The organism is Streptomyces sp. NPDC050263, assembly GCF_040655955.1.
GTDB lineage: Bacteria > Actinomycetota > Actinomycetes > Streptomycetales > Streptomycetaceae > Streptomyces.
Genome location: NZ_JBFAKW010000132.1, coordinates 1 through 26,317, shown reverse-complemented (window position 1 = coordinate 26,317; position 26,317 = coordinate 1). Strand labels below are relative to the sequence as shown.

29 protein-coding genes are annotated in these 26,317 nt (G+C 71.3%); 9 read left to right on the top strand and 20 right to left on the bottom strand.

What is annotated here, in order from left to right; all coding sequences use genetic code 11:
- Positions 1-102 precede the first annotated feature (102 nt).
- From AB0J04_RS37895 to AB0J04_RS37875, 5 genes are all read right to left on the bottom strand, one after another.
- Positions 103-948 (bottom strand): LLM class F420-dependent oxidoreductase, encoded by an 846-nt coding sequence (locus AB0J04_RS37895; RefSeq protein ID WP_363173177.1) that lies wholly within the window; start codon positions 946-948, stop codon positions 103-105.
- A 148-nt stretch (positions 949-1,096) separates the two neighbouring features.
- On the bottom strand, positions 1,097-1,696 hold the full coding sequence (locus AB0J04_RS37890) for an ankyrin repeat domain-containing protein (protein WP_363173175.1): 600 nt from the start codon (positions 1,694-1,696) through the stop codon (positions 1,097-1,099).
- Positions 1,697-1,703: 7 nt separating this feature from the next.
- Entirely contained in the window at positions 1,704-2,171 is a 468-nt protein-coding gene (locus AB0J04_RS37885) for a hypothetical protein (RefSeq protein WP_363173174.1), read from the bottom strand.
- A 225-nt stretch (positions 2,172-2,396) separates the two neighbouring features.
- Positions 2,397-2,558 (bottom strand): hypothetical protein, encoded by a 162-nt coding sequence (locus AB0J04_RS37880; protein WP_363173173.1) that lies wholly within the window; start codon positions 2,556-2,558, stop codon positions 2,397-2,399.
- A complete protein-coding gene (locus AB0J04_RS37875; RefSeq protein WP_363173172.1) occupies positions 2,555-2,830 on the bottom strand; it encodes a hypothetical protein in 276 nt (91 codons plus the stop codon). The genes AB0J04_RS37880 and AB0J04_RS37875 overlap by 4 nt, the downstream gene beginning before the upstream one ends.
- 209 nt (positions 2,831-3,039) lie before the next feature.
- On the opposite strand from AB0J04_RS37875, the gene AB0J04_RS37870 reads away from it, so the two are divergent.
- Positions 3,040-3,612, top strand: a complete 573-nt coding sequence (locus tag AB0J04_RS37870; protein ID WP_363173171.1) for a DUF5753 domain-containing protein — start codon at positions 3,040-3,042, stop codon at positions 3,610-3,612.
- A 9-nt stretch (positions 3,613-3,621) separates the two neighbouring features.
- A complete protein-coding gene (locus tag AB0J04_RS37865) occupies positions 3,622-3,816 on the top strand; it encodes a DUF397 domain-containing protein (RefSeq protein WP_363173170.1) in 195 nt (64 codons plus the stop codon).
- Here the strand turns inward: AB0J04_RS37865 and AB0J04_RS37860 are convergent.
- On the bottom strand, positions 3,791-4,192 hold the full coding sequence (locus tag AB0J04_RS37860; protein ID WP_363173169.1) for a protease inhibitor I42 family protein: 402 nt from the start codon (positions 4,190-4,192) through the stop codon (positions 3,791-3,793). The genes AB0J04_RS37865 and AB0J04_RS37860 overlap by 26 nt on opposite strands.
- Positions 4,193-4,296: 104 nt before the next feature.
- The gene (locus AB0J04_RS37855) at positions 4,297-4,911 is read right to left on the bottom strand and encodes an ALF repeat-containing protein (RefSeq protein ID WP_363173168.1); all 615 of its coding nucleotides are present in this window, start codon (positions 4,909-4,911) and stop codon (positions 4,297-4,299) included.
- A 213-nt stretch (positions 4,912-5,124) separates the two neighbouring features.
- On the opposite strand from AB0J04_RS37855, the gene AB0J04_RS37850 reads away from it, so the two are divergent.
- Positions 5,125-5,589: a nuclear transport factor 2 family protein gene (locus tag AB0J04_RS37850; protein WP_363173167.1), complete on the top strand. Its 465-nt coding sequence runs from the start codon at positions 5,125-5,127 to the stop codon at positions 5,587-5,589.
- On the opposite strand, the gene AB0J04_RS37845 is transcribed toward AB0J04_RS37850, so the two are convergent.
- Entirely contained in the window at positions 5,562-6,410 is an 849-nt protein-coding gene (locus AB0J04_RS37845; protein WP_363173166.1) for an endonuclease/exonuclease/phosphatase family protein, read from the bottom strand. The genes AB0J04_RS37850 and AB0J04_RS37845 overlap by 28 nt on opposite strands.
- Positions 6,411-6,500: 90 nt before the next feature.
- On the opposite strand from AB0J04_RS37845, the gene AB0J04_RS37840 reads away from it, so the two are divergent.
- Complete coding sequence (locus AB0J04_RS37840; protein WP_363173165.1) at positions 6,501-6,896, top strand: nitroreductase/quinone reductase family protein; 396 nt, start codon at positions 6,501-6,503, stop codon at positions 6,894-6,896.
- A gap of 33 nt (positions 6,897-6,929) precedes the next feature.
- Here the strand turns inward: AB0J04_RS37840 and AB0J04_RS37835 are convergent, their stop codons facing one another.
- The 4 genes from AB0J04_RS37835 to AB0J04_RS37820 all read right to left on the bottom strand — a co-directional run bounded on the left by AB0J04_RS37835 (position 6,930) and on the right by AB0J04_RS37820 (position 10,421).
- On the bottom strand, positions 6,930-7,712 hold the full coding sequence (locus AB0J04_RS37835; RefSeq protein WP_363173164.1) for an alpha/beta hydrolase: 783 nt from the start codon (positions 7,710-7,712) through the stop codon (positions 6,930-6,932).
- A 169-nt stretch (positions 7,713-7,881) separates the two neighbouring features.
- Positions 7,882-8,670 (bottom strand): ABC transporter permease, encoded by a 789-nt coding sequence (locus AB0J04_RS37830; protein ID WP_363173163.1) that lies wholly within the window; start codon positions 8,668-8,670, stop codon positions 7,882-7,884.
- Positions 8,667-9,695 (bottom strand): ATP-binding cassette domain-containing protein, encoded by a 1,029-nt coding sequence (locus AB0J04_RS37825; protein WP_363173162.1) that lies wholly within the window; start codon positions 9,693-9,695, stop codon positions 8,667-8,669. The genes AB0J04_RS37830 and AB0J04_RS37825 overlap by 4 nt, the downstream gene beginning before the upstream one ends.
- A gap of 45 nt (positions 9,696-9,740) precedes the next feature.
- Positions 9,741-10,421, bottom strand: a complete 681-nt coding sequence (locus tag AB0J04_RS37820; protein ID WP_363173161.1) for a DUF4097 family beta strand repeat-containing protein — start codon at positions 10,419-10,421, stop codon at positions 9,741-9,743.
- A gap of 252 nt (positions 10,422-10,673) precedes the next feature.
- Here AB0J04_RS37820 and AB0J04_RS37815 point away from each other — a divergent pair, with 252 nt between their 5' ends.
- Complete coding sequence (locus tag AB0J04_RS37815) at positions 10,674-11,429, top strand: helix-turn-helix domain-containing protein (RefSeq protein ID WP_363173160.1); 756 nt, start codon at positions 10,674-10,676, stop codon at positions 11,427-11,429.
- Between the two features lie 108 nt (positions 11,430-11,537).
- Here AB0J04_RS37815 and AB0J04_RS37810 read toward each other — a convergent pair whose 3' ends face one another.
- The 5 genes from AB0J04_RS37810 to AB0J04_RS37790 form a co-directional block, all read right to left on the bottom strand.
- Entirely contained in the window at positions 11,538-12,086 is a 549-nt protein-coding gene (locus AB0J04_RS37810; protein WP_363173159.1) for a DUF3455 domain-containing protein, read from the bottom strand.
- Between the two features lie 251 nt (positions 12,087-12,337).
- Positions 12,338-13,819 carry an aldehyde dehydrogenase family protein gene (locus AB0J04_RS37805; RefSeq protein WP_363173179.1) on the bottom strand — a complete coding sequence of 494 codons (1,482 nt, stop codon included), beginning with the start codon at positions 13,817-13,819 and terminating at the stop codon, positions 12,338-12,340.
- Positions 13,820-13,902: 83 nt separating this feature from the next.
- Positions 13,903-15,633, bottom strand: coding sequence for a D-aminoacylase (locus AB0J04_RS37800; RefSeq protein ID WP_363173158.1), 1,731 nt, complete (start codon positions 15,631-15,633; stop codon positions 13,903-13,905).
- Positions 15,634-15,784: 151 nt separating this feature from the next.
- Positions 15,785-16,903, bottom strand: coding sequence for an LLM class flavin-dependent oxidoreductase (locus AB0J04_RS37795; protein WP_363173157.1), 1,119 nt, complete (start codon positions 16,901-16,903; stop codon positions 15,785-15,787).
- Positions 16,904-17,035: 132 nt separating this feature from the next.
- A complete protein-coding gene (locus AB0J04_RS37790; RefSeq protein ID WP_363173156.1) occupies positions 17,036-17,806 on the bottom strand; it encodes an SDR family NAD(P)-dependent oxidoreductase in 771 nt (256 codons plus the stop codon).
- Between the two features lie 255 nt (positions 17,807-18,061).
- On the opposite strand from AB0J04_RS37790, the gene AB0J04_RS37785 reads away from it, so the two are divergent.
- Both AB0J04_RS37785 and AB0J04_RS37780 read left to right on the top strand, forming a co-directional pair.
- The gene (locus tag AB0J04_RS37785) at positions 18,062-18,757 is read left to right on the top strand and encodes a hypothetical protein (RefSeq protein WP_363173155.1); all 696 of its coding nucleotides are present in this window, start codon (positions 18,062-18,064) and stop codon (positions 18,755-18,757) included.
- Positions 18,758-18,815: 58 nt separating this feature from the next.
- Positions 18,816-19,610 (top strand): hypothetical protein, encoded by a 795-nt coding sequence (locus tag AB0J04_RS37780; RefSeq protein ID WP_363173154.1) that lies wholly within the window; start codon positions 18,816-18,818, stop codon positions 19,608-19,610.
- Between the two features lie 15 nt (positions 19,611-19,625).
- On the opposite strand, the gene AB0J04_RS37775 is transcribed toward AB0J04_RS37780, so the two are convergent.
- From AB0J04_RS37775 to AB0J04_RS37765, 3 genes are all read right to left on the bottom strand, one after another.
- Positions 19,626-20,306: a response regulator transcription factor gene (locus tag AB0J04_RS37775; protein WP_363173152.1), complete on the bottom strand. Its 681-nt coding sequence runs from the start codon at positions 20,304-20,306 to the stop codon at positions 19,626-19,628.
- Between the two features lie 94 nt (positions 20,307-20,400).
- Entirely contained in the window at positions 20,401-21,348 is a 948-nt protein-coding gene (locus AB0J04_RS37770; RefSeq protein ID WP_363173151.1) for an LLM class F420-dependent oxidoreductase, read from the bottom strand.
- Positions 21,345-22,595, bottom strand: a complete 1,251-nt coding sequence (locus AB0J04_RS37765) for an amidohydrolase family protein (RefSeq protein WP_363173150.1) — start codon at positions 22,593-22,595, stop codon at positions 21,345-21,347. Before AB0J04_RS37765 ends, AB0J04_RS37770 begins: the two co-directional genes overlap by 4 nt.
- A gap of 203 nt (positions 22,596-22,798) precedes the next feature.
- Here AB0J04_RS37765 and AB0J04_RS37760 point away from each other — a divergent pair, with 203 nt between their 5' ends.
- Both AB0J04_RS37760 and AB0J04_RS37755 read left to right on the top strand, forming a co-directional pair.
- On the top strand, positions 22,799-25,798 hold the full coding sequence (locus AB0J04_RS37760; protein WP_363173149.1) for a BTAD domain-containing putative transcriptional regulator: 3,000 nt from the start codon (positions 22,799-22,801) through the stop codon (positions 25,796-25,798).
- A gap of 208 nt (positions 25,799-26,006) precedes the next feature.
- Positions 26,007-26,204: a hypothetical protein gene (locus AB0J04_RS37755; protein ID WP_363173148.1), complete on the top strand. Its 198-nt coding sequence runs from the start codon at positions 26,007-26,009 to the stop codon at positions 26,202-26,204.
- Positions 26,205-26,317 lie beyond the last annotated feature (113 nt).

Genomic DNA, 26,317 nt, shown 5'->3' with positions numbered 1-26,317 from the left:
CTCAACCTCTCCCCACACCCAGCGACCAACGGCCCTGAGCCTGACACAGGCCGAAGCCCCAACGCGAGCCCCAACGATTAACACCAGTCACCTAGAGGCGTCCTAGAGGTACGGCGCGAGCTCGTCCAGCGCGCGCAGCGCCTCCGCCTCCCCCACCGGCGGCAGCTGCACCACGACCTCCTCGATGCCGAGCTCGGCGTAGTGCGCGAGCTTGCCCGGCGACGGCTGGACCGCGTACGGGACGACCTGGAGCGCTTCCGGCTCACGCCCGGCGTCGGCCCACGCGGCGCGCAGCACCGGCAGGGACTCGGAGAGGCCGCGGCCGCCGATCGGCAGCCAGCCGTCGGCGTACTCGCAGATGTGCGCGAACAGCTTCGGGCCCGCGGCGCCGCCGATGAGGGTGCGGGGGCCGGTGACCGGGCCGCGCGGCTTCTGCACGGGCTTGGGGTACGCGGTACTGGCCCGGACGCTCCCGAACTCGCCCTCGTACGCCGTCGGCTCCTCCGCCCACAGGGCCTGCATCAGCCGCATCCGGTCCCGGACCAGGTCCCGGCGGGTCCGCCACTCGACGCCGTGGTCGGCGGCCTCCTCCACGTTCCAGCCGTAGCCGAGGCCGAGGGTGAGCCGGCCGCCGGAGAGGTGGTCCACGGTCGCGATCTGCTTGGCCAGGTCGATCGGGTCGTGCTGGGCCACGAGCGTGATGCCGGTGCCGAGTCCCAGCGTCTCCGTCACGGCCGCGGCCTGGCCGAGGCCGACGAAGGGGTCGAGGGTGCGGCCGTACTCGCGGGGCAGGTCGCCGCCTGCGGGGTAGGGAGTCGACCGCTCGACGGGGATGTGCGTGTGCTCGGGCAGGTAGAGCCCGGCGAACCCGCGCTGCTCCAGTTCACGGGCGAGGCGGGTGGGGGTGATCGTCTCGTCGGTGAGGAAGATCGTGACGGCGATGCGCATGGGGGGCCTTTCGCTGCGTACGGCGGCTTCGGGTGGGTGGGTCGGCGGGTGACGTTGTCATCTGTACCGGGAGACGGGGCACGTGTCCATACCGACTGGTCGGAATCGATGACGTCCAGCCCTGGTACAGGCCTGGTACAGGCCTGCTCTAACCCGGTGTTCCCGGAGTGAGCAGGGCGATGACGAGCTCGTACCGCTCCCGGTCCTCCGGGCGATGCCCGAAGGCGCTGCGCGCCGACGCGAGCGCGCGGGCCGTGGGCCGCGCACCGCGGTCGAGCAGCAGCCGCACGACCTCCGCATGCCCGCCCCAGGCCGCGACGCCCAGGGGTGTCGTGCCGTTCCGCATACGCCGGTCGTCGACGTCCGCGCCCCGGTCCAGGAGCAGCGCCACGGTCTCCCGATGCCCGCCGCCGGCGGCCACGACCACCGGCACGAGACCGTCCCGGTTGCGTTCGTCGACCCGGACCCCGGCGTCGAGAAGGAGTGCGACGACCTCCGTACGCCCGCACATCGCCGCCAGGCACATCAGGTTGAGCTCGTGGTACGGCCCCGCCGGCCCGTCCAAGGGGGCCCCGGCCGCGAGCAGCACCCGGACCACTTCGGCGTGCCCCGCGTGCACGGCGAGGTCCAGCGCGGTCCGGTGCTCACGGTTCGTGGCGTTCAGGTCGGCGCCCGCACCGAGCAGCCGGGCGGCGAGGCCGGCGTCGCCTTCCCACGCGGCCCGGGTCAACTGTTCAGCGATGTCCACGCGTTGATCATCCCGGGCCGACGGGCCGATCGGAACGACCGGCGGCGTACCGGCGAATCCCTGAGGAGACTGCCGCCCCGACGGCGAGCACACAGACCGCCAGACCTCCGAAGACGACCGGGTTCACCCAGTCCGGCACGATCTCGGTCCCCGCGCCCTCCTCCGTCACGCACTGCACGCTGACCGGCAGCGTCATCCGCGTCACGACGTATTCGCCGGCCGCGCCCCGAGCCGCGCACAGCTGATCCGGGTCCAGGATGTAGAAGCCGGACATCACGCCCCACGCATACGCGCCGAGAGCGGCGGCCCCGGCCATGACCGTCACCAGCACACAGGACCGCACACTCGGCACGCGCCACCCGGCGCCCAACTCCCGCCGCCACGCCCGCACGGCGAGCGCCAGGCCGGCGCCCACGACGACGAACGGCGTCAGGAACGGCGCGAGAGTCAGAACCAGGAAGAGGGAAGTCGCCACGCCTACCCAGACATCGTCGGGGGACGAGTGGTTCTGGCCGAACGCGCAACGGTCACCCAGCAGCTTGCTGCCCTTGGATGCGCTCAGATAACTCGGTGCCGGCGGTCAGTCCACCACTTGGGGATCACGGAAGTAGTAGACGACCGTCACTCCCATGCCGGGGACGTGCGTGTACACGACCGTGATCGCCTCGGCCGAGTCACGGGCGAGGGGTGTCGTGTACGTCTACTCCACCGAGGGGGGCCGCCAACCTGGGATCGCGCGACCGGCCGCCGGGTCGCGGGCGATCAACATGAGCGCGTCCCGGACGACGTCCCGCTCCCCCTCCGTCAGATCACCGATCGCCTTCCTCGCGGGCTCGGCCTCTTCCAGCGGGACTTCGCTCACGCCTTGCCCCCACCGGCGCGCGCGTCCTCCAGGGCCGCCATGATCTCGGGCGAGTTCCTGATCAGGATGCGGTGTCGGTAGGCCCGCACCACCGCCGCGGCACCCTCGAAATCGTTCGTGAGCGAAGCTCCTATGGCCGTCGCCAGCTCCTCCTCGAACCGCTCCCTGTCTCCCGGGAAGCCGTAGCGGCTGAGGGCGCTGCGCAGGTCGTCCACGGTCCGGATCTCCGGGAGGGGCATCGCTCCCCAGCCGTGCTCGGGCTGTGCGCTCATGGTCTGCTCCTGGTGGACGGTCATGGCTCCACTTCCCAGTATGGCGCTGCTCTGCCGGGCCGGGCATCGCGTGATCGTCACTTCGTCCCGCCCCCGCAGTCCGCCCACAGCAGCTTGCCGCCCTTGGATGCGCCCAGGTAGCGGAGCACCGATACTCCGACGTCGTCCGCGCACGCCAGACCCGCGGATGGTGGGAGACGTTCCGGGAGGTGCTGCCGCCGGCGCTTCTGAACATCGCCGAACTGGAGCATCACGCCACTGCGCTGCGGTCCGCCAACACCGCGCACATCCCGGGGCTGCTCCAGACCACCGACCACGCTCGCGAGATCTTCCGGCAGGTCGTACCCGAGTTCTCACGATCGGACATCGAACTCCGCGTGAGCCACCGGCTCCAGCGCCAGGCGCTCCTGGACCGGAACGACCCGATCCCGTTCAGCGCCGTCATTCACGAAGCCGCTCTGCGCGTGCCCGTCGGCGGACCGTCTGCCGCCAAGCGACAGCTTGAGCACCTCCTGGAGCAGAGCGAACGCGAGCACATCACCGTCCAGGTGATCCCGTTCGCCATCGGCGCCTACCCCGGATCCGGACAGAACATCCACTACGCGTCCGGCCTCATGCCTCAGCTCGACACGGTCTCACTCGACCAGTCCCATGGCCCCGTACTCCTCGACGCGGAGGCACAGTTGGAGATGTACCGCATCCTGCTGGACCGTATGGAGCGCGTGGCACTGGAGCCATCGAAGTCCCGCGACTTCATCCGCGACCTCATCCACGACCTGTAAGGGGAGCCGATGCCCACCCACACCTGGCAGAAGTCGTCCTACTGCGGGCAAGGCGAATCGTGCGTCCACATATCCGCGACCGCCGACCCCGGCGCCATCCACCTCACCGAATCCGCCGACCCCGCCCGCTCCGTCCTCTCCACCACCCCCGCCGCCTTCGCCGCGCTGCTCGACGCGTTCAGTCGACCGTCACCGTGTACGTGATCCGGGCCGGCTCCGCCACTGCCGAGGAGCCGTCGCCGCCGCAGGCTGTCGTCCCCGCTGTCGGGAACGTGCAGTGCAGGAGCACTATCTGCGTGCTGCCCTTGCCCGTGGCCTCGAAGGTGAAGACCAGGGTGCCGTCGCCGCCGACCGACCTTCCGTCGTCGGCCGCCTCGTAGCGTCGGTCGGCGGCGCGGACCACCGCGGCGTCCGGCTTCGGGGCGACCAGGTACCAGTGCTCGCGGGTCGACGAGTTCTCCGGGACCGAAAGCGTGAAGCGTTCGCCGATCTCGGCGGTGACGGTGGCGTCCTGCGTGGGATGGCTCGTGGGCTCGTCGGAGCCCGACGCGCAGCCCGTCATGAGCAAGAGCGCGAGCACGGACACGAGTGCGCAGAGCGACGTTGTGGCGGCACCCGCGCCCCTGCTCGACATGGCCATCGACTCCCCGTTCCGATCTTGATCGGCGGGGAGGCTAGTGCCGCCTAGCCGTTCACCTCGTACTGCCCGACCTCGAGGAAGTCCCGCAGTTCCTCCGGCGTACCGTCGATGGCCTGTTCGGCAGCCGCCCGGAGGGCCTTGCTGATGGTCGGGTCGGCCAGGATGCGGGCGACGGCGACGCGGTCGTCCTCGGCCTGGGCCAGACGGTAGCCGGTCTCCAGGAAGGCGCGCAGGGCCTCCGGGGTATCGATCTCCAGGGCCTTCGTGGCCTCCCGGACGACGCGCCTGCCGGAGTCCTTGTCTCCCAGGATGCGGACGACGGCGACGCGGTCGTCCTCGAACCGGGCCAGGCGGTAGCCGGTCTTCAGGAAGGTGCGCAGGTCCTCGACGGTGCCGTCGAGGGCCTTGTTGGCCTCTCGGACGACCGCCTTGCCGCTGTCCTCGTCCGCCAGGATGCGCAGGACCGCGATGCGGAGGTCGTCCTCTGACATCTCGTCCACCGGCGTATCGGACGTCGCCGTCGCGGTCGTTGCCGTTGTGGCCGTTGCCGTTGTGGTCGTCGGGGTCGTCGGGGCCGTGGCGAACGCCGGGGTCGTGAAGAGGATGGCCGGCGTGAGAGCGATGCTCGCTATGAGCAGGGCGGCGCGGTGCTGGTTCATGGGTTTCCCTCCGTTGTGTGCGACCAGTGTGAAGATCCCCTCCGGAGAGCGCCAACGGATTCTCTGCCAACGGCGTACCGGCCAACTCCCCGGCCCATCAAGGGTGTTCATCGACTTTACGTGGGGGGTAATCGCGTGGGCCTGTCGCCGCCGGTCAGAATGACAGCCTCTCCGCGCCAGCCGGACGCGGTTCCAGATGGGGAGGGATCGGCCTTGTCGTCAGACACGCAGTCGTCAGCCACGCGTACCACCACCCGCGCCGCGGTGCAGGAACTGTTGCGGCGGATCGGCGAGGGGGATCCCGAGCGCATCGCGGAGTTGTACGCGGAGCCGGGTGACTGGAAGTTGGACTGGCCCGAGGACGAGCACGGCCGTGTGCGGAGCGCCACGCCGTGGATCCGGCGCCGGTCCACCCGTGCCGACGCCGCCGCCCACTACCGCGAGCTCGCCGAGCACCACGTGCCCGGGGAGGCGGCGACCGAGATCGAGCGCATCCTCGTCGACGGGGACGACGCGGTCGTGCTCGGCGAGATCCGCCAGACCGCCCGCTCCACCGGACGGGCCTACCGCGCCCGGTTCGCGCTGCACCTCACGATCGAAGACGGTCTCGTCGTGCGGCATCACGTCTACGAGGACAGTCTCGCCGTCGCTCAGGCGTTCGATACGGAAGCGGACTGACCCTTCGCCAGGTCCGCGACCACCGCCGCGTGGTCCGAGGGCCAGACCCCGTCGACGGGGCCGTGGCCCGCCCGCCACACCTTCCGGACGTGGCCCTCGCCGGTCGGGCCGGGCAGACCCACGTGGATGTAGTCGATGCGGGCCGGTGGTTCCAACGCGCGGGCCGCGTAGGGGTTTTCGGGGGTCCAGGTGGCCGCGGGGGCGGTCGGGGCGGCGTAGTCCCAGGCGTCGTAGAGGACCTGGCCGGGGACGGCCGGCGCGGTCCTCGTGCCGCCGAAGACGCGCACCTCGTCGGAGTCCGGCCAGGCGTTGAAGTCGCCGGTGACGACGGGCGGGAACGGGGTGCCTGTGCGATACCGGGCGACGAACCCCGCCAGCGCGGTCACCTGGGCACGGCGCGCCGCCGACGCGTGCGTGACCGACGTGAGGTGGGCGGTGAAGAAGGGGACGTCGAAGGCGGGGGCGGCCACGCGCGCGTAGAGGGCCAGGCGGCCGTCGGCCAGGTCGGGGGGTGTGGGGAGCAGCAACGTCTCCTGCTCCGCCACCGGCCAGCGGCTCAGCACCGCGTTGCCGATGTCGACCCCGTCGCCCTCGTCGCCGATGCGCCTCCGCCAGCGTTCCGGGGACGGCGACCGCGCCCACGTGCAGTGCAGGCCCAGCTCGCCGGCCAGCCACTCGGCGAGGTTCTCGTCGCCGGCCGCCCACACCTCCTGGAGGCCGACGAGGTCGGGGCGCAGCTCGCGCAACACCGACAGGATCGCCCTCCGACGTTCCCGCCACGGGCCGAACCGCCACCACAGGTTCCAGGTCACCACGCGCATGTGCAGCCACCCGCTCTCGTCACGCAGAAGGCGTCGGGGACCATTGAAGCAACAGCAGCCGATTCTGCCTGCGAAGGAGTCCCACGGATCATGGCCCGGCCCACCGACCTCCGCTTCCGCGCGACCACCGCCGTCCAGCGGTACCTCGCCAACCCGCTCATGCGCCGCCTGCCGTTCCACACGCTCCTGGAGACCACCGGCCGGGTCTCCGGCCTGCCCCGCCGCACCCCGCTGGGCGGCCGGCGCGAGGGCGACTCGTTCTGGCTGGTCTCGGAGTTCGGGGAGCGGTCGCAGTACGTCCGCAACATCCAGGCCGATCCGCGCGTGCGGGTGCGGATCGGCGGGCGGTGGCACCACGGCACCGCCCACCTGCTGCCCGACGACGACCCGGTCGCCCGTCTGCGCACCCTGCCCAAGGCCAACAGCACGGCCGTACGGGCGCTGGGGACGGGGCTGCTCACCGTACGGGTGGACCTGACCGACTGACGGCGGCCTGGGTCGGCCGGGGTCGGCCTCGGCTCAGGCCGCCCGCTCGTACAGGCTCGTCACCAGTTCCGCCACCGCGTGCGGTGCGCGCAGCGTCGGGAAGTGGTCGCAGTCCGGGTGGCGGAGCAGCTCGCAGCCGGGGATGCGGGCGGCCATCTCCTCGTTGCAGCGCACCACTTGGGGCTGGTCCCGTTCGCCCAGCAGCAACGCGCACGGCAGGTCCAGCTCGCCGAGACGGTCGAACAGCGCAGGCTCCTCGGCCTCGTGGCCGTAGGTCGTGAACCAGGCCGGGATCGCCGCGCGCAGGGCGGCCGTGGCCTCCGGGTCGGGGGGTGTGCCCGCCGCTCCCCACAGGCGCAGCGCGAGGGCGACGAGGCCGTCCATGTCCCCGGCCTCGGCCAGGGTCTCGATCTGCTCGGTCACCTCCCGCACCTCCAGGTCGGGGTAGCCCGAGACGCCCGGCACCAGCAGTCCGAGCCCCGCCACCCGGCCGGGCTCGTCCACCGCCAGCCCGATCGCCGTCCGGCCGCCCATGCTGGACCCGACGAGCACGGCGCGCTCCACGCCGAAGTGGTCGAGGACGGCTCGCAGGTCCGCGCGCTGGCTGTACCGGGCCGTGGGCTTCGGCGAGTTGCCGTACCCGCGGGCGTCGTACCGGATCAGGCGGGGGAGACCGGTCAGGTGGGGCCGGACGGGGTCCCAGAGACGGGAGTCCCCGACCCCGGAATGGAGCAGGACCACGGGCAGGCCCTGGCCCCCGGCCCCCGTCTCGACTGCCCAGACCTCGCCGTTCTCGACCGTCACCATGCGTTCCATGCGCATCACCGTACGTTGCCTTCGTGGCGGTGACCATGGCGCAGCGGCTTGAACGCCGACAGGGCGGCGTGCGCCGACGTGGTGTCGGGGTACGCCGCCCTGGGGCGAGGCGGGTTGCGGAGCAAGTCACGGAACGGGTTGCGGGGCGTGGCCCGCGCTGTCATGGCCGTTACTTCGGGTCGCGATTGAACGATGCCGTCGACCAGCGGTAGCCGAGGGCGGCCAGGGTGAGGGACCAGCCGACGGCGAGCCAGCCGTTGTGGCCGATCTCGGTGCCGAGGAGCAGGCCGCGCAGGGTCTCGATGGCGGGGGTGAACGGCTGGTACTCGGCGATCGGCTGGAACCAGCCCGGCATCGCGTCGACCGGGGTGAACGCGCTGGAGACGAGCGGCAGGAGGATCAGCGGCATCGCGCTGTTGCTGGCCGCCTCGGCGTTCGGGCTGGCCATGCCCATCCCGACCGCGATCCAGGTGAGCGCCAGGGCGTAGAGGGCGACCAGTCCGAACGCCGCCAGCCATTCCAGGACGGTGGCGTCGGTGGAGCGGAAGCCGATGGCCACGGCGACGGCGCCGACGAGGACCACGCTGGCGATGGACTGCAGGACGCTGCCGAGGACGTGCCCGATGAGCACGGAGCCGCGGTGGATGGCCATGGTGCGGAAGCGGGCGATGATGCCCTCGTTCATGTCGGTGGCGACGGACACCGCGGCCCCGATGACGGTGCTGCCGATCGTCATCAGCAGGATGCCCGGGACGATGTAGGCGATGTAGGCGGAGCGGTCGCCGCTGCCGCCGATGCCGGCGCCCATCGTGCCGCCGAAGATGTAGACGAAGAGCAGCAGCAGCATGACCGGGGTGAGCAGCAGGTTCAGGGTGAGGGAGGGGTAGCGCCGGGCGTGCAGCAGGTTGCGGCGCAGCATCGTGGACGAGTCGCGCACGGCGAGGGAGAGGGCGCTCATCGGACAGACTCCTTGGACTCGCTGGACGGGCTGGACTGGCTGGACTGGCTGGACCGGCTGGACCGGCTGGACCGGCTGGACTGGCTGGACTGGCTGGGGACGTCGGCGCTGCCGGTGAGGGCGAAGAAGACGTCGTCGAGGTCGGGGGTGTGCACGGTCAGTTCGTCGGCCTCGACGCCGGCCGCGTCCAACCGGTCGAGGAGGGTGCGCAGTTCGCGCTGGCTGCCGTCGCTGGGGATCTGCAGGGCGAGTGCCTCGTCGTCCCGGGCGACCTCGCCCAGCGCGGAGGCGGCGGACCGGTAGGCGGCCGGGTCGGTGAAGCGGAGCCGGACGTGCCCGCCCGGGATCAGCCGCTTCAGCTCCTCGGCCGTGCCCTCGGCGGCGATCCGGCCGTCGTTGAGCACGGCGATGCGGTCGGCGAGCTGGTCGGCCTCCTCCAGGTACTGGGTGGTGAGGAAGACCGTCACCCCGTCGGAGACCAGTTCGCGGATGATCTGCCACATGTTGTGGCGGCTGCGCGGGTCGAGGCCGGTGGTCGGCTCGTCGAGGAAGATGATCCGCGGGCCGCCGACCAGGGTCATCGCGATGTCCAGGCGGCGCTTCATGCCGCCGGAGTAGCCGGCGGCCGGCTTCTTCGCGGCCTCCACCAGGTCGAAGCGCTCCAGCAGCTCGGCGGCGGCCCGCCGTCCCGCACTGCGGGGCAGGTGGTGCAGGTCCGCCATGAGCAGCATGTTCTCCTCGCCGGTGATCAGACCGTCGACGGCGGAGAACTGTCCGGTGACGCCGATCGCCGCACGCACCGCCTGCGGTTCGGCGGCCAGGTCGCGGCCCGCGACCTGGGCCTGCCCGCCGTCGGCTGTGATGAGCGTGGAGAGGATCTTCACGGCGGTGGTCTTGCCGGCGCCGTTCGGGCCGAGCAGGGAGAAGACCGTTCCCTCGGGCACGGCCAGGTCGACGCCGTCGAGCACGACCTTGTCGCCGTAGGACTTGCGCAGCCCGTTCGCCGCGATGGCCAAGCTGGTCATGATGGGTGCTCCTTCAGAGGCTGCTTCAGAGGTTTGGGGTGACCGTCAGAGGCTGCGGGCGGTGATGTCGCCGTAGCCGGTGGTGGCGTGGATGGTCAGGCCGGCGTCGGCGCCGTCGGCGTTCTTGAGGGTGTTGTGGATCCGGCCGAAGCCGGTGCCGGCGTCCAGGGAGGCGGAGACGCCGTGGGCCGCGCCGACCGAGATGTCGCCGTGCTGGGTGCTCAGGGTGAGCGTGCCGGTCAGGGCCTCGGCGACGCGGAGGTCGCCCTTCTGGGTGCTGATCTCCGCCGGGCCGCTCAGGCGGCCGACCGAGACGTCGCCGGCGAGGGCGGTGAGGCGGACGCTTGCGGCCTCGTCGAGCTTGACCGCGTCCTGCGGGCCGTACGCGCCCTCGAAGGCGACGTCGCCGAGCCGTCCGACGCCCCGGAACTCGGCGCTGGCGGCCTTGGCCTCGACGCGGGAGCCGGCGGGCAGTTGGACGGTCACCTCGACGGATCCGGAGGAGCCGAGGATCCGGTTCTGCGCGGCCGGGGCCTCGATCCGCAGGACGCCGTCCGCGTAGGCGACCGTGATCTGCTCCGCCGCCTTCACATCGCGGCTCTTGGAGGCGTTCGCGGGCAGGACCTCGACCGTGGTGTCGGAGCGGTCGGCGGCGATGAACCGGATACGACCCGCGGGGATGTCGAGGACGGTGGAGACGGGGGCGGGGGTGTCGAACTTCTGCATCTTGCTCTCCTTGGAGTCGCTGTTTCCGATGAACGAAAAGCTACGTTGCGTTCATGAACTTGGCAACGTAGTCGTTGCATAGAAATAGCATTGACGCAGGTGAGAGCAGATAAATCGTTGCAACGGACTGGCGACTAACGCAATAGCCAGACCGGGCGCGTTGCAATGAAACGGGAGTGAACGCTATATTGGGAGACACCACGGAGCACCACGGAGCGCCACGGAGCGCCACGGAGCACGAAGGAGACCGCGATGCCGGGAGGCAGGCTCACCCAGCAGGAACGCCAGCAGATCGCGCTGGGCCTGGCCGACGGCCTCGCCTACGCGGAGATCGCCAGAGGCATCGACCGCCCGACCTCGACGGTCACGCGTGAGGTGATGCGCAACGGCGGCCCCACCGCCTACCGAGCCGAACTCGCCCACCGCGCCACCGAACACCGCGCCCACCGCCGCAGGCAGACCGCGCCCCGCGACCCGAAGGCGCCCCCGCAGCCCCACGGGCGCGACGCGGAGGCGGTGCGCGCGTACGAGGAGGTGCTCACCACCGTGTTCATACAGTCGGGCACGCCCACGATGATGGCCCGGGTGCTGGCCGGCCTCCTGCTCACGGACTCGGGGAGCCTCACCGCGTCCGAACTCGCCCAGCGCCTCCAGGTCAGCCCGGCGTCCGTCTCCAAGGCGGTCGCGTTCCTCGACAGCCAGGGCATGGTCCGCCGGGAACGCGACGAACGCCGCCGCGAGCGCTACGTCGTCGACGACGACATCATGTACGACTCGATGATGGCCAGCGCCCGCGGCACCGCCCAGGTCGCCGAGACCGCACGGCAGGGCGTCGGCGTCCTCGGCGTCCGGACCCCGGCCGCCGTCCGCCTCGAGAACATCGCCCGCTACCTCGACTTCGTCTCGGAGAGCATCACCCGCGCCGCGGAACAGGCCCGCGACATCCTCCACACGAAACCCGGGGCGGCCGCGGACGGCACTGCCGAGCCGAAGCCGGATCACGCATAGCACCGGACACGACACAGCCCCCTACGGATCCTTCCTCGGATCCGTAGGGGGCCGCTGCCGTTGCCACCGCCTACCGCGCGGGTGTCACCGCCTACCGCGCGGCTCGGGTCACTTCGCCGGCTTGTAGAACGTGTACGTGGCCGTGTACGGCACGCTGACCTGGTCGGCGCCCGTGCAGGCCGTGGCCGGGGCCACCCCGCCGGTCGTGTCGAGGCGCTGGATGTAGCTGACGTCCGCGAAGACGCCCGCGCCGCGCGTGGCGGTGGCCTTCAGGAGCAGCTCGGGGATGGTGCCGGCCTTCGGGGAGGTGACGGCCGCCGCGGCGTTGACGGCGCTGCCGTCCACCGTGGAGACCCAGACCGGGCCGCGGGAGTGCAGCGCGACCGGGCGGTGCGCGCGGTCTCTCTTGGCCGACAGGGTGGCGGCGGGCTCCAGGAGCTTCCAGGCGCCGTCGGTGCAGGTGTAGGTCTGGACGCCCTTGGCGTCGAAGACGCCGGTGAGACGGTTGCCGTCCGGCACCTTGAGGGCGGCGGGAGCCTTGACCGGGGTGACGGACGACTGCGCGGGCGCGGCATCGGCCGTCGTGGCGAGGAGGGTACCGGCGGTCGCGACGGCGACGGCCGTGGTGGTGAGGGCGAGACGCTTGGCGAGCTTCAAGTGTGGTCTCCAGAACGTTTTCTGTATGTCCTTCAGGGGTAGACACGTCGAATGGACAGAACTGCTGTCCGTGTCTCCCGCGTCGGGACGCTACGTGCCCGCCCGCGCGATTCGGAGGCTACTGGCCGGTTTTGGGCCTCCGGCCCCACCCTGTCTGCACGCCCGGGACAGCCCCGTGGCTCCAAAGGGCACGTCAGTCATGCACGTCAGTCACGACGTGCACGCCATGCGGGTCATGCACGCCATGCACGTCATCCCGGCCAGACGATCGCCTGCACCTCGCTGTACGCGTGCAGCGCGTACGAGCCGACGTCCCGGCCGACGCCGCTTCTCTTGAACCCGCCGAACGGGGCCTCCATGTTGCGGCCCACGGTGTTGATGCCGACGCCCCCGGCCCGCAGCTGCCGGGCCACCCGGAAGGCGCGGGCCACGTCGGCCGACCAGACGTAGTCGATGAGGCCGTAGTCGCTGTCGTTGGCCAGGGCGACGCCCTCGTCCTCCTCGTCGAACGGGACGACCGTCACCACCGGTCCGAAGATCTCCTCCCGGGCCACCCGCATGTCGTTCGTGCAGTCGGCGAGGAGGGTCGGGGCGACGTAGAAACCCCGGTCCAGGGACGGGCGTTCGCCTCCCGCGACGACCACCGCCCCCTCCTTCCGGCCCAGTTCGACGTACGCCTCCACCCGGTCCCGGTGCGCGGCCGAGATCACCGGCCCGACGACCGTCCCCGCCTCCCTCGGATCTCCCACCTTCAACCGACCTGCATACGCGGCCAGTTGCTCCACCAGCCGGTCGTACACCCCGCGCTGCGCCAGCACCCGCGTGGGGGCCGTGCAGATCTGGCCGCTGTAGAAGGAGAAGGTCGTCCCGATGCCGGCCACCGCCGAGCCGACGTCCGCGTCGTCCAGGACGACCGCCGCGCCCTTCCCGCCCAGCTCCATCAACTGGCGTCTCATGTCCCGGCCGCACACCTCGGCGATGCGCTGTCCGACGGCCGTCGAGCCGGTGAAGCTCACCATGTCGACGTCCCGGGACGACACCGCCGTCTCGCCGATGCCGACCGCGCGCCCGGAGACCACGTTCACCACCCCGCGCGGCACGCCCGCCGCCTCCAGCGCCTCCGCCATCCGGTAGACGGACAGGGGGTCCTGCGGGGCCGGCTTCACCACCACCGTGTTGCCCATGGCGAGGGCGGGGGCGATCTTGCCCGCCGGGTTCGCCCAGGGGTTGTTGTAGGAGGTGATGCAGGTGACGACCCCGACCGGCTGCCGGACGGCCACCGCGCCCATCACCCCGGCCTTGCCCATCGGGCCGGCCTCGTTGATCTGCGGCGGGATCGGCCACTCGGCGGGCTCCACGCGCGCGTAGCGCCTGAAGCGGGCCACGCCCACCCCGACCTGCATCCCGCGCGCGGTCCCGGTCGTCGCGCCCGTCTCCGCCTGGGCGAGCGTGGCGTACGGCACCAGCCGGGCGCGGATGATGTCCGCGGCCCGGCCGAGCACCGCCGCGCGCTCCTCCGGCGAGGTGCGCGACCACGGCCCGAAGGCCTCGCGGGCTGCGGCGCAGGCCGCCCGCACCTGATCCCGCGAGGCCTCCGGGGCCCACCCGACGGTCCCCTCGGTCGCCGGGTCGACGATCTCGTAGTGCCCGCCGTCGGGTTCGACCCAGACCCCGCCCACGAACAGCCGCTGCCCGTCGGGGACTTCACCCTCGGCCGCTCCGCCTTGGGCCACCTCGCCCTGGGTCACTTCGCCTTGGGTCACTTCGCCCTGGGTCACTTCGCCCTCGGGCGGTTCGCCTTCGGTCACCTCACCGCTCACCTCGTGCTCACCGTCCTGGTGTCCCGCCCGGAGCGCAGCACCCGCCCCGGCACGGCGCCCGTCACGACGTCGTCCCGGATGGCCGCCACACCGTTGACCCAGACCGCCCGCACCCCGATCGCCCTGGAGTCCAGCCGCGGACTGTCACCCGGCAGGTCGTGCACCAGGGTGGCCTTGCCCGCGTCGATCCGCTCCGGGTCGAACAGGACGAGGTCCGCGTGGAAGCCCTCCTGGATCCGCCCCCGCTCCCGCAGCCCGAAGAGCCGCGCCGGATCGTCCGTGAGCATCTTCACCGCCTGTTCCAGACCGGTGAGCTTCCGGCCGCGCAGACAGTCCCCGAGGAAGCGGGTGGTGTACGGCGCCCCGCACATGCGGTCCAGGTGCGCGCCGGCGTCGGAGCCGCCGAGCAGGACGTCCTCGTGCTGCCAGGTCTCCGCCCGCAGCGCCCAGGAGTCCGGGTCGTTGTCCGTGGGCATCGGCCACAGGACCGTCCGCAGCTCGTCGGCCGCGCAGATCTCGACCAGGCAGGCGAAGGAGTCCAGCCCGCGCTCGGCGGCGATGTCCCGCACCACCCGGCCGGTGAGCCCCTCGTTCGCCGCGCTGTACGTGTCGCCGATGACATACCGCCCGAAGTTCGCCAGCCGCCGGAAGACGCCCGCCTCCTTCGACTCCGCGCGTCGCAGCATCTCCGCCCGGACCTCCGGGTCGCGCAGCCGGTCGATGCGCTCCGGGACCGGCAGGGCGAGGATCGGCCCCCACCCCGGGATCAGGTTCAGCGCGCAGAACGTGCCCAGGGACATGTTCATCGGCGTGAGGATCGGCATGGTCAGCGCCACGACCCTCCCCCCGGCCTTGCGCGCCCGCTCGCTCGCGAACAGCTGCCGGGGCACCCGCTCCGGGACGGCCGCGTCGATCGTGAGGACGTTCCAGTTCAGGGGGCGTCCGGCCGCCGCGCTCATCTCGACGAACAGATCGATCTCGGCGTCGCTGAACTGGTCCAGGCAACCGGCCACGATCGCCTCGATCTGCGTGCCCTCGTGCTCGCCGACGGCCCGCGACATCGCCAGCAGCTCGGCGGGCAGCGCGTGCCGCGACGCGACGGGCTGCCCGTCCCCGTCGGAGTGCGTCGAGGACTGGGTGGTGGAGAAGCCCCAGGCCCCCGCGTCCATGGCCTCGTGCAACAGCTTGACGATGGCGGCCAGTTGCTCGTCGCTCGGCTGCCCGCCCACCGCCTTGGGCCCCATCACATACCGCCGCAGCGCGCAATGCCCCACCATGAAGCCCGCGTTGACGGCGATCCGCCCCTCCAGCGCGTCCAGGTACTCCCCGAACCCGCTCCAACTCCAGGGCGCCCCCTCCTCCAACGCGACCAGGGACATCCCCTCCACCTTGGACATCATGCGGCGGGTGTAGTCGGCGTCCTCAGGACGAGCGGCGTTGAGGGGCGCGAGCGTGAACCCGCAGTTCCCGGCCGCGACCGTGGTCACCCCGTGGTTCAGGGACGGGGTGGCGTACGGGTCCCAGAACAGCTGGGCGTCGTAATGCGTATGCGGATCCACGAACCCGGGCGCGAGGACGAGCCCGGCGGCGTCCTCGGACGTACGGGACTCTTCGGCGACCGGGCCGACGACGGCGATCCGCCCGTCCCGGATCCCGACATCGGCGACGAAGGCGGGCGCGCCGGTCCCGTCAACGACGGTCGCGCCCCTGATGACGTGATCGAGCATGCAGCGCCTCCTCGACTCCGGGGTGATCAGGATCTTTCAGGGGCGCGGGGCTGTATCGACATGCGGCCACCGCCGCGTGTGTGCGACAAGCCACGACGGGCCCGCAGTCGCCACACGACCCGCACGCCCACGCCCCGCACGCCCACGGCGCTTACGCGCCCTGCCGAAACCGCGTGGTCCGATGCACAGGATCCGTGTCGATCTTCGGAATCACGTGCTCCCCGATCAACCGGATCGTCTGGAGCGTCTCCTCCTTCGGCACCCCGACCGGCAGCCCGAACGACAGCTGGTCAGCGCCCGCCTGCTCCCACCGCTTGCACTGCCGCGTCACCTCGTCCGGGTCGCCGCAGATCAACAGCTCCTCCTCGATGAGGAGTTCGACGAACTCGGCGTTGTACTCGGGCAGCGTCTCCGGCCAGACGGGGAAGCCCTCGGGCTTCGGGAACGTGTCGTGGTAGCGGAACACCAGCGACGGCAGGTAGTGCAGCCCGCCGTCCACGGCGATCCGGATCGCCTCGTCGTGCGTGGGCGCACAGATCGCCGTCGTCGTCACCATCACGTTGTCGTTGACGAAGTCACCGATCGGCTCGGCGTTCACCACCGCCGTCTTGTACTGCTCCAGCACCCACTCCATGTCGGAGACCTTCTGGATGCTGAAGCCGAGGACGCCCAGCCCCTTGCGCGCGGCCATCGCGTACGACGGCGGCGACCCGGCCGCGTACCACATCGCCGGGTGCGACTTCCCGTACGGCTTCGGCAGGACCTTGCGCGGCGGCAGCTGCCAGTGCTTGCCCTGGAAGCCGACGTACTCGTCCTGGAGCCACATCTTCGGGAACTCGGCGATGGTCTCCTCCCAGATCTCCTTCGTGTAGTTCATGTCGGTGATCCCGGGGAGGAAGCCGAGGATCTCGTGCGAGCCGGCGCCGCGTCCGCTGCCGAACTCGAAGCGGTTCTCGGTGAGATGGTCGAGCATGGCGACCTTCTCGGCGACCTTCACCGGGTGGTTGACCTGGGCGAGCGGGTTGAAGATGCCCGAGCCCAGATGGATCCGCTCCGTCGCATGGGCGAGGTAGCCGAGGAAGACGTCGTTGGCGGAGAGGTGCGAGTACTCCTCCAGGAAGTGGTGCTCGGACGCCCAGGCGTACTTGAACCCGGACTTGTCCGCCTGGATGACGTACTCGGTCTCCTCCATCAGCGCCTTGTGCTCGGCCAGCGGATCGGTCTCGGCACGCTTGCCCACGTATCCCTGTACAAAGAGCCCGAATTCCAAGGAGGTTCACCGTCCCCAGTCAGTCAAGAGCAATCGTTTCTGACACACCGTCAGGTTCAACTGCCGCCGACTGTGGCACCGGCGGCATGCACCGTCAATACCTGACGACCAGTCAGTAGACTGGTTCGGGTCTCAGAACAAGGACACCCCGGCCAGCCAGCCCCCGTCGATCACGAACGGCTGGCCGGTGATGTACGAGGAGTCCTCCGAGGTGAGGAAGAGGGCGAGCCTCGCCACCTCCTCGGGCCGGCCGATCCGGCCGAGCGGCACGAGCTTGCGATACAGCCCGTCGAGGGCCTTCGAGGTCTCCTCGGGGTCCGCGTCCGGGTCCAGCAGGGACGGGTTGGACATCGCGGTGTCGACGGCGCCGGGGCACATCGCGTTGACCCGGATCCCGCGCGGCGCGAGCTCCAGGGCGGCGACCCGGGTGAGCCCGAGGATCGCGTGCTTGGTCGCCGCGTACGCGCCCACCGCCGCCATCCCGGTCAGCGCGGTGTACGAGGCCGTGTTGACGATCGTGCCGCCGTCCGTCAGCACCGGCGCCACCGTCTTCACACCGAGGAAGCAGCCGACCTGGTTGACCTGCACGACCTGCATGAACTCGTCGAGGGGCGTGTCGACGAGGGCGTTGAAGCGCAGGATGCCGGCGTTGTTGACGAGGCCGTCGAGCCGGCCGTGGGTCTCCTGCACGGTGCGCACGGCGGACTGCCAGGCGTCCTCCCGTCCGACGTCGAGGTGGACGTACCGCGCCCCTATCTCGTCCGCGAGCGCCTGCCCCTGCTCGTCGAGCACATCGGCCACGACGACCTCCGCGCCCTCCTCCCGGAACAGCCGCGCCTCCTGCTCGCCCTGGCCCCGCGCGGCCCCGGTGACGAGGACGACCCGTCCGTCGAGCTTGCCCATGTGAGCCCCCTTCACATCGCTGGAGCTCAGCATCGTAACGCCGTAGCTGACGAATCGTCAGATGTAGGTCGGACCTCGGCGTACACCGCCACAGAATTGCACAAGCACATATCAAGCGACCGAAAGGTCGGGACATTTGACTCTGTCCAGGGCCTGTACGGGACCCCAATAATTCTTCACAGCTCGGCAAAGACATCCCCAAGGACGGAGTTCGGCGTGGCCAGGAGAAAACTACGGAACAGGAAAGTCCGATACGTGGCGATCGGCGCCGCGCTCGCGACCGGCGGAGCCGTCATCGCGCTGCTTCCCTCGGCCAACGCGGCGGAGGAGAAAACGCCCGACCAGATCATGTCGATGTGCGAGCGCTCCGCGGTGGTCAACGGCAAGCAGCGCTCGGTGAGCGACTTCGGCGGCGCTTTCGCGGACGGGTTCCAGGCCGACAACTGCGACTTCGTCGAGACGAACTTCGAGACCTTCGACGGCCCCACCGAGAAGTCGTCCATCGATTTCCCGAACTGCGAGCCGAACGCCACCGAACCGGCGAAGGTCTCCATCAGCTGGTCGGCGTCGACGGCCCAGGGCCAGGGCAAGTACACCGTCACCCAACAAGGCGGCGGAGGAGGTCTCTTCGGGGCCTTGAGCGGGTCCTGGCTCAAGCACAAGGGCACCCTGGACATGACCACGAAGTCGGCTTCGGCGGGCGACACCGAGGAACGCGAGGTGCCGGTCGGAAAGGTGCTCCACATGGAGTTCACACCGAAGATGCAGCGCATGACCGGCGAATGGCGGGTGCGGATCGACGCCGACCCCGGAAGCTTCGCCGTGAACCCCTCCCCGGAGAAGAACTTCACCGCGCCGGAGGTCGTCGAGGGCCCTGTCGTCCTGCCGGGCGCCGCGGGCGCACCCGGTCTCGTCGACGGCACATCCAAGGCGGTCCTGGAGGACTGCTGATCTTCCAGGCGCAGATCACCGCAGGACAATGCCCCTCTTTCCCTCCCAGGAGAACCCCATGAGCCGCACCGGCCGCGCCAAGAGCCACCGCAGCAAGAAGAAGCGCATCACTCTCGCCCTGGCCCCGGTCGCCGCCCTCGCCGTGGCCGTCCCGCTGATGAACCAGGCGGGCGCCGCCACCCCCTCCGAGGTGACCGCCGACTGCGCGTCGAACTCGGCCGGACTGGCGGACTGCGATTTCGTCCCGGTCCAGAACAAACGGAACAGCCTCGGGCCCAATCAGCGGGTCTCCGCGGTGACCGACAACTGCGGATCGACCGGCACCGCTTCGAAGTCCTTCAAGGTGAGCACGTCCGTCAGCCGGACCGTTCAGCTGGAGGACGGGTTCGTCGCCGCGGCCGACTCGAAACTGGCGGGCTCGATCTTCGAGATCGGCGTCAGTTTCAACACCTCGGAATTCAACATCACGACGGACGACAAGACGACCAGCCTCGAACTGAGCCGCACCGACACCGTCCAGGCGGACAGCATCGGTTTCTTCATGTGGTCCGCGAAGCGAACCGACGTGAGCGGATTCCTGCGGGCCACGTACAACGAGGCGCAGGACGGCCAGAAGGTGTTCTTCGCACCGAGCGAGGGCGCCGCGACGGTGCACGTCTTCTATCCGCAGATCCTGAAGAACGGAACTCCGGACGGTCGACTCTGGCTCCGCAACGTGAAATGCGGAACTCCCGAGGCGAACGGAATCGTCAACTCGGGCAACAGCCTCAGGGCGGAGCCCGGATTCGGCGAGGGCGGCGACAACGTCACCGACGTGGAGATCTCACCGGCGGATATTCCGGCGCAGGGATGAGCGACTGACTCGTTCTCAGACGCGAAGCACGGACGTGGGCGGTGTGGCCCCGAGCCAGCGCAGCACCGCGTCCGTGCTGCCCCGCGCGTCCAGCTTGGCGTAGATGTTGCTGAGGTTGTTGCGGACGGTCTTCTCGCTCAGCCGTAATCTCAGCCCGATCTCCTGCGCGCCCAGACCGGTCGACAGCAGCTCCATGACCTGCCGTTCACGCGGTGAGAGCAGCGCCCGCAGCCGCTCGACGCCGTCGCCGACGCCACCGCCGGCGACGCCGTCCGTGGGCATCCGCCGGACCCCGTCCCGCAGCGCGGCGCACGCGGACGGCGAGAGGTAGGTGTGCCCGACGGTGGCCGCCACGACCGCAGAGGACAGCATGTGGGCGCAGTAGTCGCCCTCGGCCAGATAGCCCGCCCCGCTCCGGAACACCTCGACCACCGTCTGGGTGTCCCGGCGGGGGCTGATGAAGATCACCGGGACGCCGTCGGCCTCCAGGCCCCGGCCCCGCAGTACGGCCACCGGGTCCTCGCAGCGCACGACGACCACGTCCACGCCGCCGGGGACGCGGAAGGGCGGCGAGAGCCGCACGGCCCGGCCCACGTAGGGGTCGTCCGGGGCCGGCCAGCCGTCGTCCGGCCAGTCGCCCTCCGCGCAGGCGAGCGCGACGGAGAGTCGCTGGGAGGGGCGCTCGGTGGATCGCACTTCACGGGTCCTTCCGCCGGGAGCCAGCACGGCCGTGCGGCCGCACGTCCGTACGTTCGTACATACGCGGCTCGGCGTGGACATGTTCAAAGGTTCAAGAAGGGCCGTCCTGCGGGCCGTCCGAGAGCAGGGGGGCCACCTCCGCGCCGAACGCCTCGATCTGGTCGGTGAGTTCAGCACGGCCGCGGCAGCGGAACCGCACCTGTATCTGGTGCACGCCCATCGCCCGGTAGGCGCGCAGCGACCGGGCGAGGGCCTCCGGCGTCCCGGTGAGGGTGCGGCGGCCTACGTCCCAGTCGGGGACGCCGACGTAGAGCGGCTCGGCGATGGCTCCGATCGTGAGCGGGGCGTCGATCCCCGCCTCGGCCCTCAGCCGTCGGATCCGATCGATCTGTGCGGGCAGCCGCTCCCTCGGGTCGCCCTGGGGCAGCCAGCCGTCCCCCTTGAGCGCTGCCCGGCGCACGGCGGCCGGGGAGGATCCGCCGACCCACAGCGGGACGCGCGCCTGGGCCGGGCGGGGCCGCTGCCCGAGCCCCTCGAAGTCGTACAGCTTCCCGTGATGCACCGGGAACTCCTCCTCCCCCAGCGCGGCCCCCAGCGCGTCGAGCGTCTCGTCGAGGACGGCCCCCCGCCGCTCGAAGTCCACCCCGAGCGCCTCGAACTCCTCCCGTACGTGTCCGGCCCCCACCCCGAGGATCAGCCGGCCGCCCGAGAGGTGGTCGAGGGTGGCGTACTGCTTCGCCGTGACGAGCGGGTGCCGCAGGCCGACGACCGCGACATGCGCCAGCAGCCGGACGCGTTCGGTCACGGCGGCGAGATGGGCGAGGGTGGCGACGGGGTCGTACCAGACGGTGCTCATCGCCTCCGCGAGCCGACGCGGGATCGCCACATGGTCGCAGCCGGCGACATACGCGAACCCGGCCCGGTCGGCGGCCCGCGCGATCGCCACCAGGTCGGCGGGACCGGCGTCCGCCTCCCACGGCTCGGCGTAGATCGTGGACTGGGACTGGACGGGGAGCTGGATGCCGTAGGCGAGGCTCACCGCGGGCTCCACAGGCCGTCGGGGGTCAGCCCCAGCAGGTCGATCGCGTTGCCCCGGACGATCCGCTCGACCACCTCCGGGTCCAGGTGCCCCATCTGCGCCTCGCCGACCTCCCGGGACTTCGGCCAGGTGGAGTCGGAGTGCGGGTAGTCGGTCTCGTAGAGGACGTTGCCGAGGCCGATGGAGTCGAGGTTGCGCAGACCGAAGGCGTCGTCGAAGAAGCAGCCGTAGACGTGGTCGGCGAACAGCTCGGACGGGGGACGGTGGACCTTGTCGGCGACCCCGCCCCAGCCCCGGTTCTCCTCCCACACCACGTCGGCGCGCTCCAGGATGTAGGGGATCCAGCCGATCTGGCCCTCCGCGTACATCACCTTCAGGTCGGGGAAGCGTTCGAACTTGCCGCTCATCAGCCAGTCGACCATCGAGAAGCAGCAGTTGGCGAAGGTGATGGTGGAGCCGACGGCCGGCGGGGCGTCGGCGGAGGTGGAGGGCATGCGGCTGGAGGAGCCGATGTGCATGGCGACGACCGTGCCGGTCTCGTCGCAGGCGGCGAGGAACGGGTCCCAGTAGTCGGTGTGGACGGAGGGCAGGCCGAGGTGCGGGGGGATCTCGGAGAAGGCGACCGCCCGGACCCCGCGGGCGGCGTTGCGCCGGACCTCCGCCGCGGCCAGCTCGGCGTCCCAGAGGGGTATGAGGGTGAGCGGGATGAGCCGGCCCCGGGCCTGCGGGCCGCACCACTCCTGCACCATCCAGTCGTTGTAGGCGCGCACGCAGAGCAGGCCCAGTTCGTGGTCGGCGGCCTCGGTGAAGGTCTGGCCGCAAAAGCGCGGGAAGGTGGGGAAGCAGACGGCCGACTGGACGTGGTTGACGTCCATGTCGGCGAGGCGGGACGGGACGTCGTAGGAGCCCGGGCGCATCTGCTCGAAGGTGATGACCTCCAGCTTGATCTCGTCCCGGCTGAAGCCGACGGCGGTGTCGAGGCGGGTGAGCGGGCGGTGCAGGTCCTCGTAGATCCACCAGTCGCCGATGGGGCCGTCGTCGCCGGGCTCGCCCATGACGGGCTTGAAGCGGCCGCCGAGGAAGGTCATCTCCTTCAGCGGGGCCCGGACCACGCGGGGTCCGGTGTCGAGGTACTTCTTCGGGAGGCGGTCCTGCCAGACGGTGCCGGGCTCCACGGTGTGGTCGTCGACGGAGATGATCAGCGGGAGGGGCGTGGCGGGCGTCGTACTCGTCGGTGTGGTCTCCATGTGGGCACGGTAGCGCCGATCTGACGGATCGTCAGCTAGTGGTCCGGGCCGGACCTGATCGACTCTGCGGGGATGTGTGCACACGAGAGGTGAGGGATGTGTGGACTCCTGTCCGCCTCCCGGACACCAAGACGGGAAGCTGACGGTTCCGGCATGGACAGGGCAAACTGAACAGGTAATTCGGATGCCTAAAGGGAGCCCTGATGGACGACCGGGTAGGACACGGCGGCCCGCGTGTGCCGGAGCAGTGGCGCCCCGCCTCCCCCGAGGAGTCGGCGGCGCTGCGCTTCGCCGTGCTCGGCCCGGTGCGCGCACGGCGCGGGGACGAGCAGCTTGCCACCGGCTCCCCCCAGCAACGCGCCCTGTTGACCGCCCTGTTGCTGCGCGCGGGCCGCACGGCGACGGCCGCCGAACTGATCGACGCCCTGTGGGGCCAGGATCCGCCGTCGCAGGCCCTGGCGGCGGTGCGGACGTACGCCTCGCGGCTGCGGAAGGCACTGGACCCGGGCGTCCTGGTGAGCGAGTCCGGCGGATACGCGGTGCGCGGGCTGGGCCCGGGGGCGCTGGACCTGACGGTGGCGCAGGAGTGGGCGGCGGCGGCCGAGAAGGCGAAGGCGGCCGGGGACCTGTCCCAGGCCCGTGAAGTGCTGAACCGCGCCCTGGGGCTGTGGGACGGGGAGGCGCTGGCCGGCGTCCCCGGACCGTACGCGGAGGCGCAGCGCGTCCGGCTGGAGGAGTGGCGGCTCGGCCTCCTCGAATCCCGCCTGGACATGGACCTGGAGCAGGGCTGCCACGCCGAGGCGGTCTCCGAGCTCACGGCGCTGACGGCCGCGTACCCGCTGCGCGAGCGGCTGCGCGAGCTGCTGATGCTGGCGCTGTACCGGGGCGGCCGGCAGGCGGAGGCGCTCGCGGTGTACGCGGACACCCGGCGGCTGCTGGCGGAGGAGCTGGGCGTGGACCCGCGGGCGGGGCTGCGGGAGTTGCAGCGCCGCATCCTCCAGGCCGACCCGGAGCTCGCCGAGCCGACGGAGCCGACCGCGGAACCGGCGGTGGTGCGGGTCCGTCCGGCGCAACTCCCGGCGACCGTGCCCGACTTCACCGGCCGCGCGTCCTTCGTGACCGAGCTCAGCGAGGTGCTGGCGGGCACCGGCGACGAACGGCGGCGAGGCGGGCGGGGCGCGCACGGCGGCCGGGTGATGGCGGTGTCGGCGCTGGCCGGCATCGGCGGCGTGGGCAAGACGACGCTCGCCGTGCACGTGGCCCACCAGGCCCGTTCGGCCTTCCCCGACGGGCAGCTGTACGTGGACCTCCAGGGCGCGGGCCCCCGGGCCGCGGAGCCGGAGACGGTCCTCGGTTCGTTCCTGCGGGCCCTGGGCACCGCCGACTCTGCGATCCCCGACTCCCTGGAGGAGCGGGCCGCGCTGTACCGCTCGCTGCTGGACGGCCGTCGGGTCCTCGTGCTGCTGGACAACGCGAAGGACGCGGCCCAGGTGCGCCCGCTGCTGCCCGGCACCGAGGGCTGCGCGGCGCTGGTCACCGCGCGGGTGCGGATGGTGGACCTGGCGGGCGCGCACCTCGTCGACCTGGACGTCATGTCCCCCGACGAGGCGCTGGCCCTGTTCACCAGGATCGTCGGCGAGGAGCGGGTGGCCGCGGAGCGGAAGGCGGCCCTCGACGTGGTGGCGGCCTGCGGCTTCCTGCCGCTGGCGATCCGCATCGCGGCCTCCCGGCTGGCCGCCCGCCGCACCTGGACGGTGACGGTGCTGGCCAGGAAGCTCGCGGACGAGCGGCGCAGACTCGACGAGCTCCAGGCCGGCGACCTGGCCGTGAAGGCCACCTTCGAGCTGGGCTACGGCCAACTGGAACCGGCGCAGGCCCGCGCCTTCCGCCTGCTGGGCCTGGCGGACGGCCCGGACATCTCCCTGGCGGCAGCGGCGGCCGTGCTGGACCTGGCGGCCGAGGACACCGAGGACCTCCTGGAGTCCCTTGTCGACACCTCCCTGCTGGAGTCGGCGGCTCCCGGCCGCTACCGCTTCCACGACCTCGTACGGCTCTACGCGCGTGCGTGCGCGGAGCGGGACGAGTCGCCGGCCGGTGAGCGAAAGACGGCGCTGTCGCGGCTGCTGGACTTCTATCTGGCGACGACCGCACAGGTGTACGAGATCGAGCACCCCATGGACCGGCTCGTCGACCACCTGGAGCCCACGCGGTACCCGGGGCTGCGCCTCACCGAGGGGGCGGCCGCCCTCGACTGGCTGTACACGGAGGCGGGGCCGCTGCTGGCCTGCGTCCGACAGGCCGCGGGGACCGAGCGGCTGCGCAGGGCCGTCGATCTTCTCTGGGCGGCCAAGGACCTGACCGAGTCGGGAGCCAGCTCGTACCAGTACGAGATGACGGCGCGGGCCACCTGCGACGCCACCCGGACCATGGCCGACGAACGGGCGGAGGGCAGGGCCCGGACCGTCCTCAGCGATGTCCTCCTGGTCTCCGGCCGCATCGAGGAGGCGGAGGACGAGGCCCGGGTCGCCATGGAGCTCGCCGACAACGCCCGGGACGCCACCGCCGTCAGCTGGGTGGCCAACAACCGGGGACTCATCTGCCTGCACCAGGGCCGGTTCGCCGACGGCAAGGTGTTCTTCGACCAGGCCCTCGAAGGCCTGCGGGCGGCGCAGAACCGGCCCTTCGAGGCCACGGCCCTCGGCAACCTGTCCCGCGCGTACCTGGGGATGGGCGACACCGCCAAGGCCGTCGAGATCGCCCGCCACGGCCTCGCGGCGCACAGCGAGATCGGCCGGTCGGTGCGCCTCGCCAACAGCCACTTCGCGCTGGGGGTCGCGCTGACCCAGGCCGACCGGTACGGCGAGGCGCTCCACGAGTTCGCCGACGCCCTGCGCATCTTCAAGGAGCACCGGCAGCGGCTGTGGGAAGGCGTGACCAACTTCCGCATCGCACAGGTGCACCTCGCCGCGCGACGCCCCGCCCAGGCGGCCCAGCACGCCGAGGTGGCGCTCACCCTGGGAGTCATCGGCGGCGACCGCATGCGCGGGAACGTCCTGACGCTGCTGGGTCGCACCCTCGCCGGGCTGGGCCAGGCGGACCGGGCCAAGGCCTGCTGGCGCGAGGCGCTCAACCTCTTCGAGCAGAGCGCCGCTCCGGAGGCCCAGGTCGTGCGCACGCTCCTCGCGCCGACGTCCGCGGGCTGAACGCCTGGGGCGCGGGTCGGGCGTTCAGCGTTTGTTTATCGCCGCCCGGCACTGTTTCGGGAGTCAGACCGTCGCGTCGGGGGGCAGGCGGTCCGGCCAGGAGCCCTACGGCTAATGTGCGGCTCCGAGCGCTCGTCCGGACGCCCTCGGGGGGAGCTTCCGGACGGGCGTTCCTCACTCGTCACCACAGCAGAGGAACTGAAGGACCATGAGCGACGACCTGACGAAGGACGCGACCGTCTCTCCGCAGAACAACGCGATGCCCAGCGAGCCGACCACCAAGGACGCGCAGATCGTCTCGCTCAACAACGCCATGCCGAGCGAGCCCGCCACGAAGGACGAGCAGATCATCGCCCTGAACAACGCGATGCCCGCGCCGCCCGCCCTGGACCTGGACGGCAACTAGTGCCGCGGCAGGCAACGCTTGCCCGTCAAGGAGCGGCGTCCGGTGCGTGCTCTCGGTGTGCCGGCCGGAAGTCCTCGTACTGGACGTACTTGGGCTTTCGGCCGGTGCGGCGA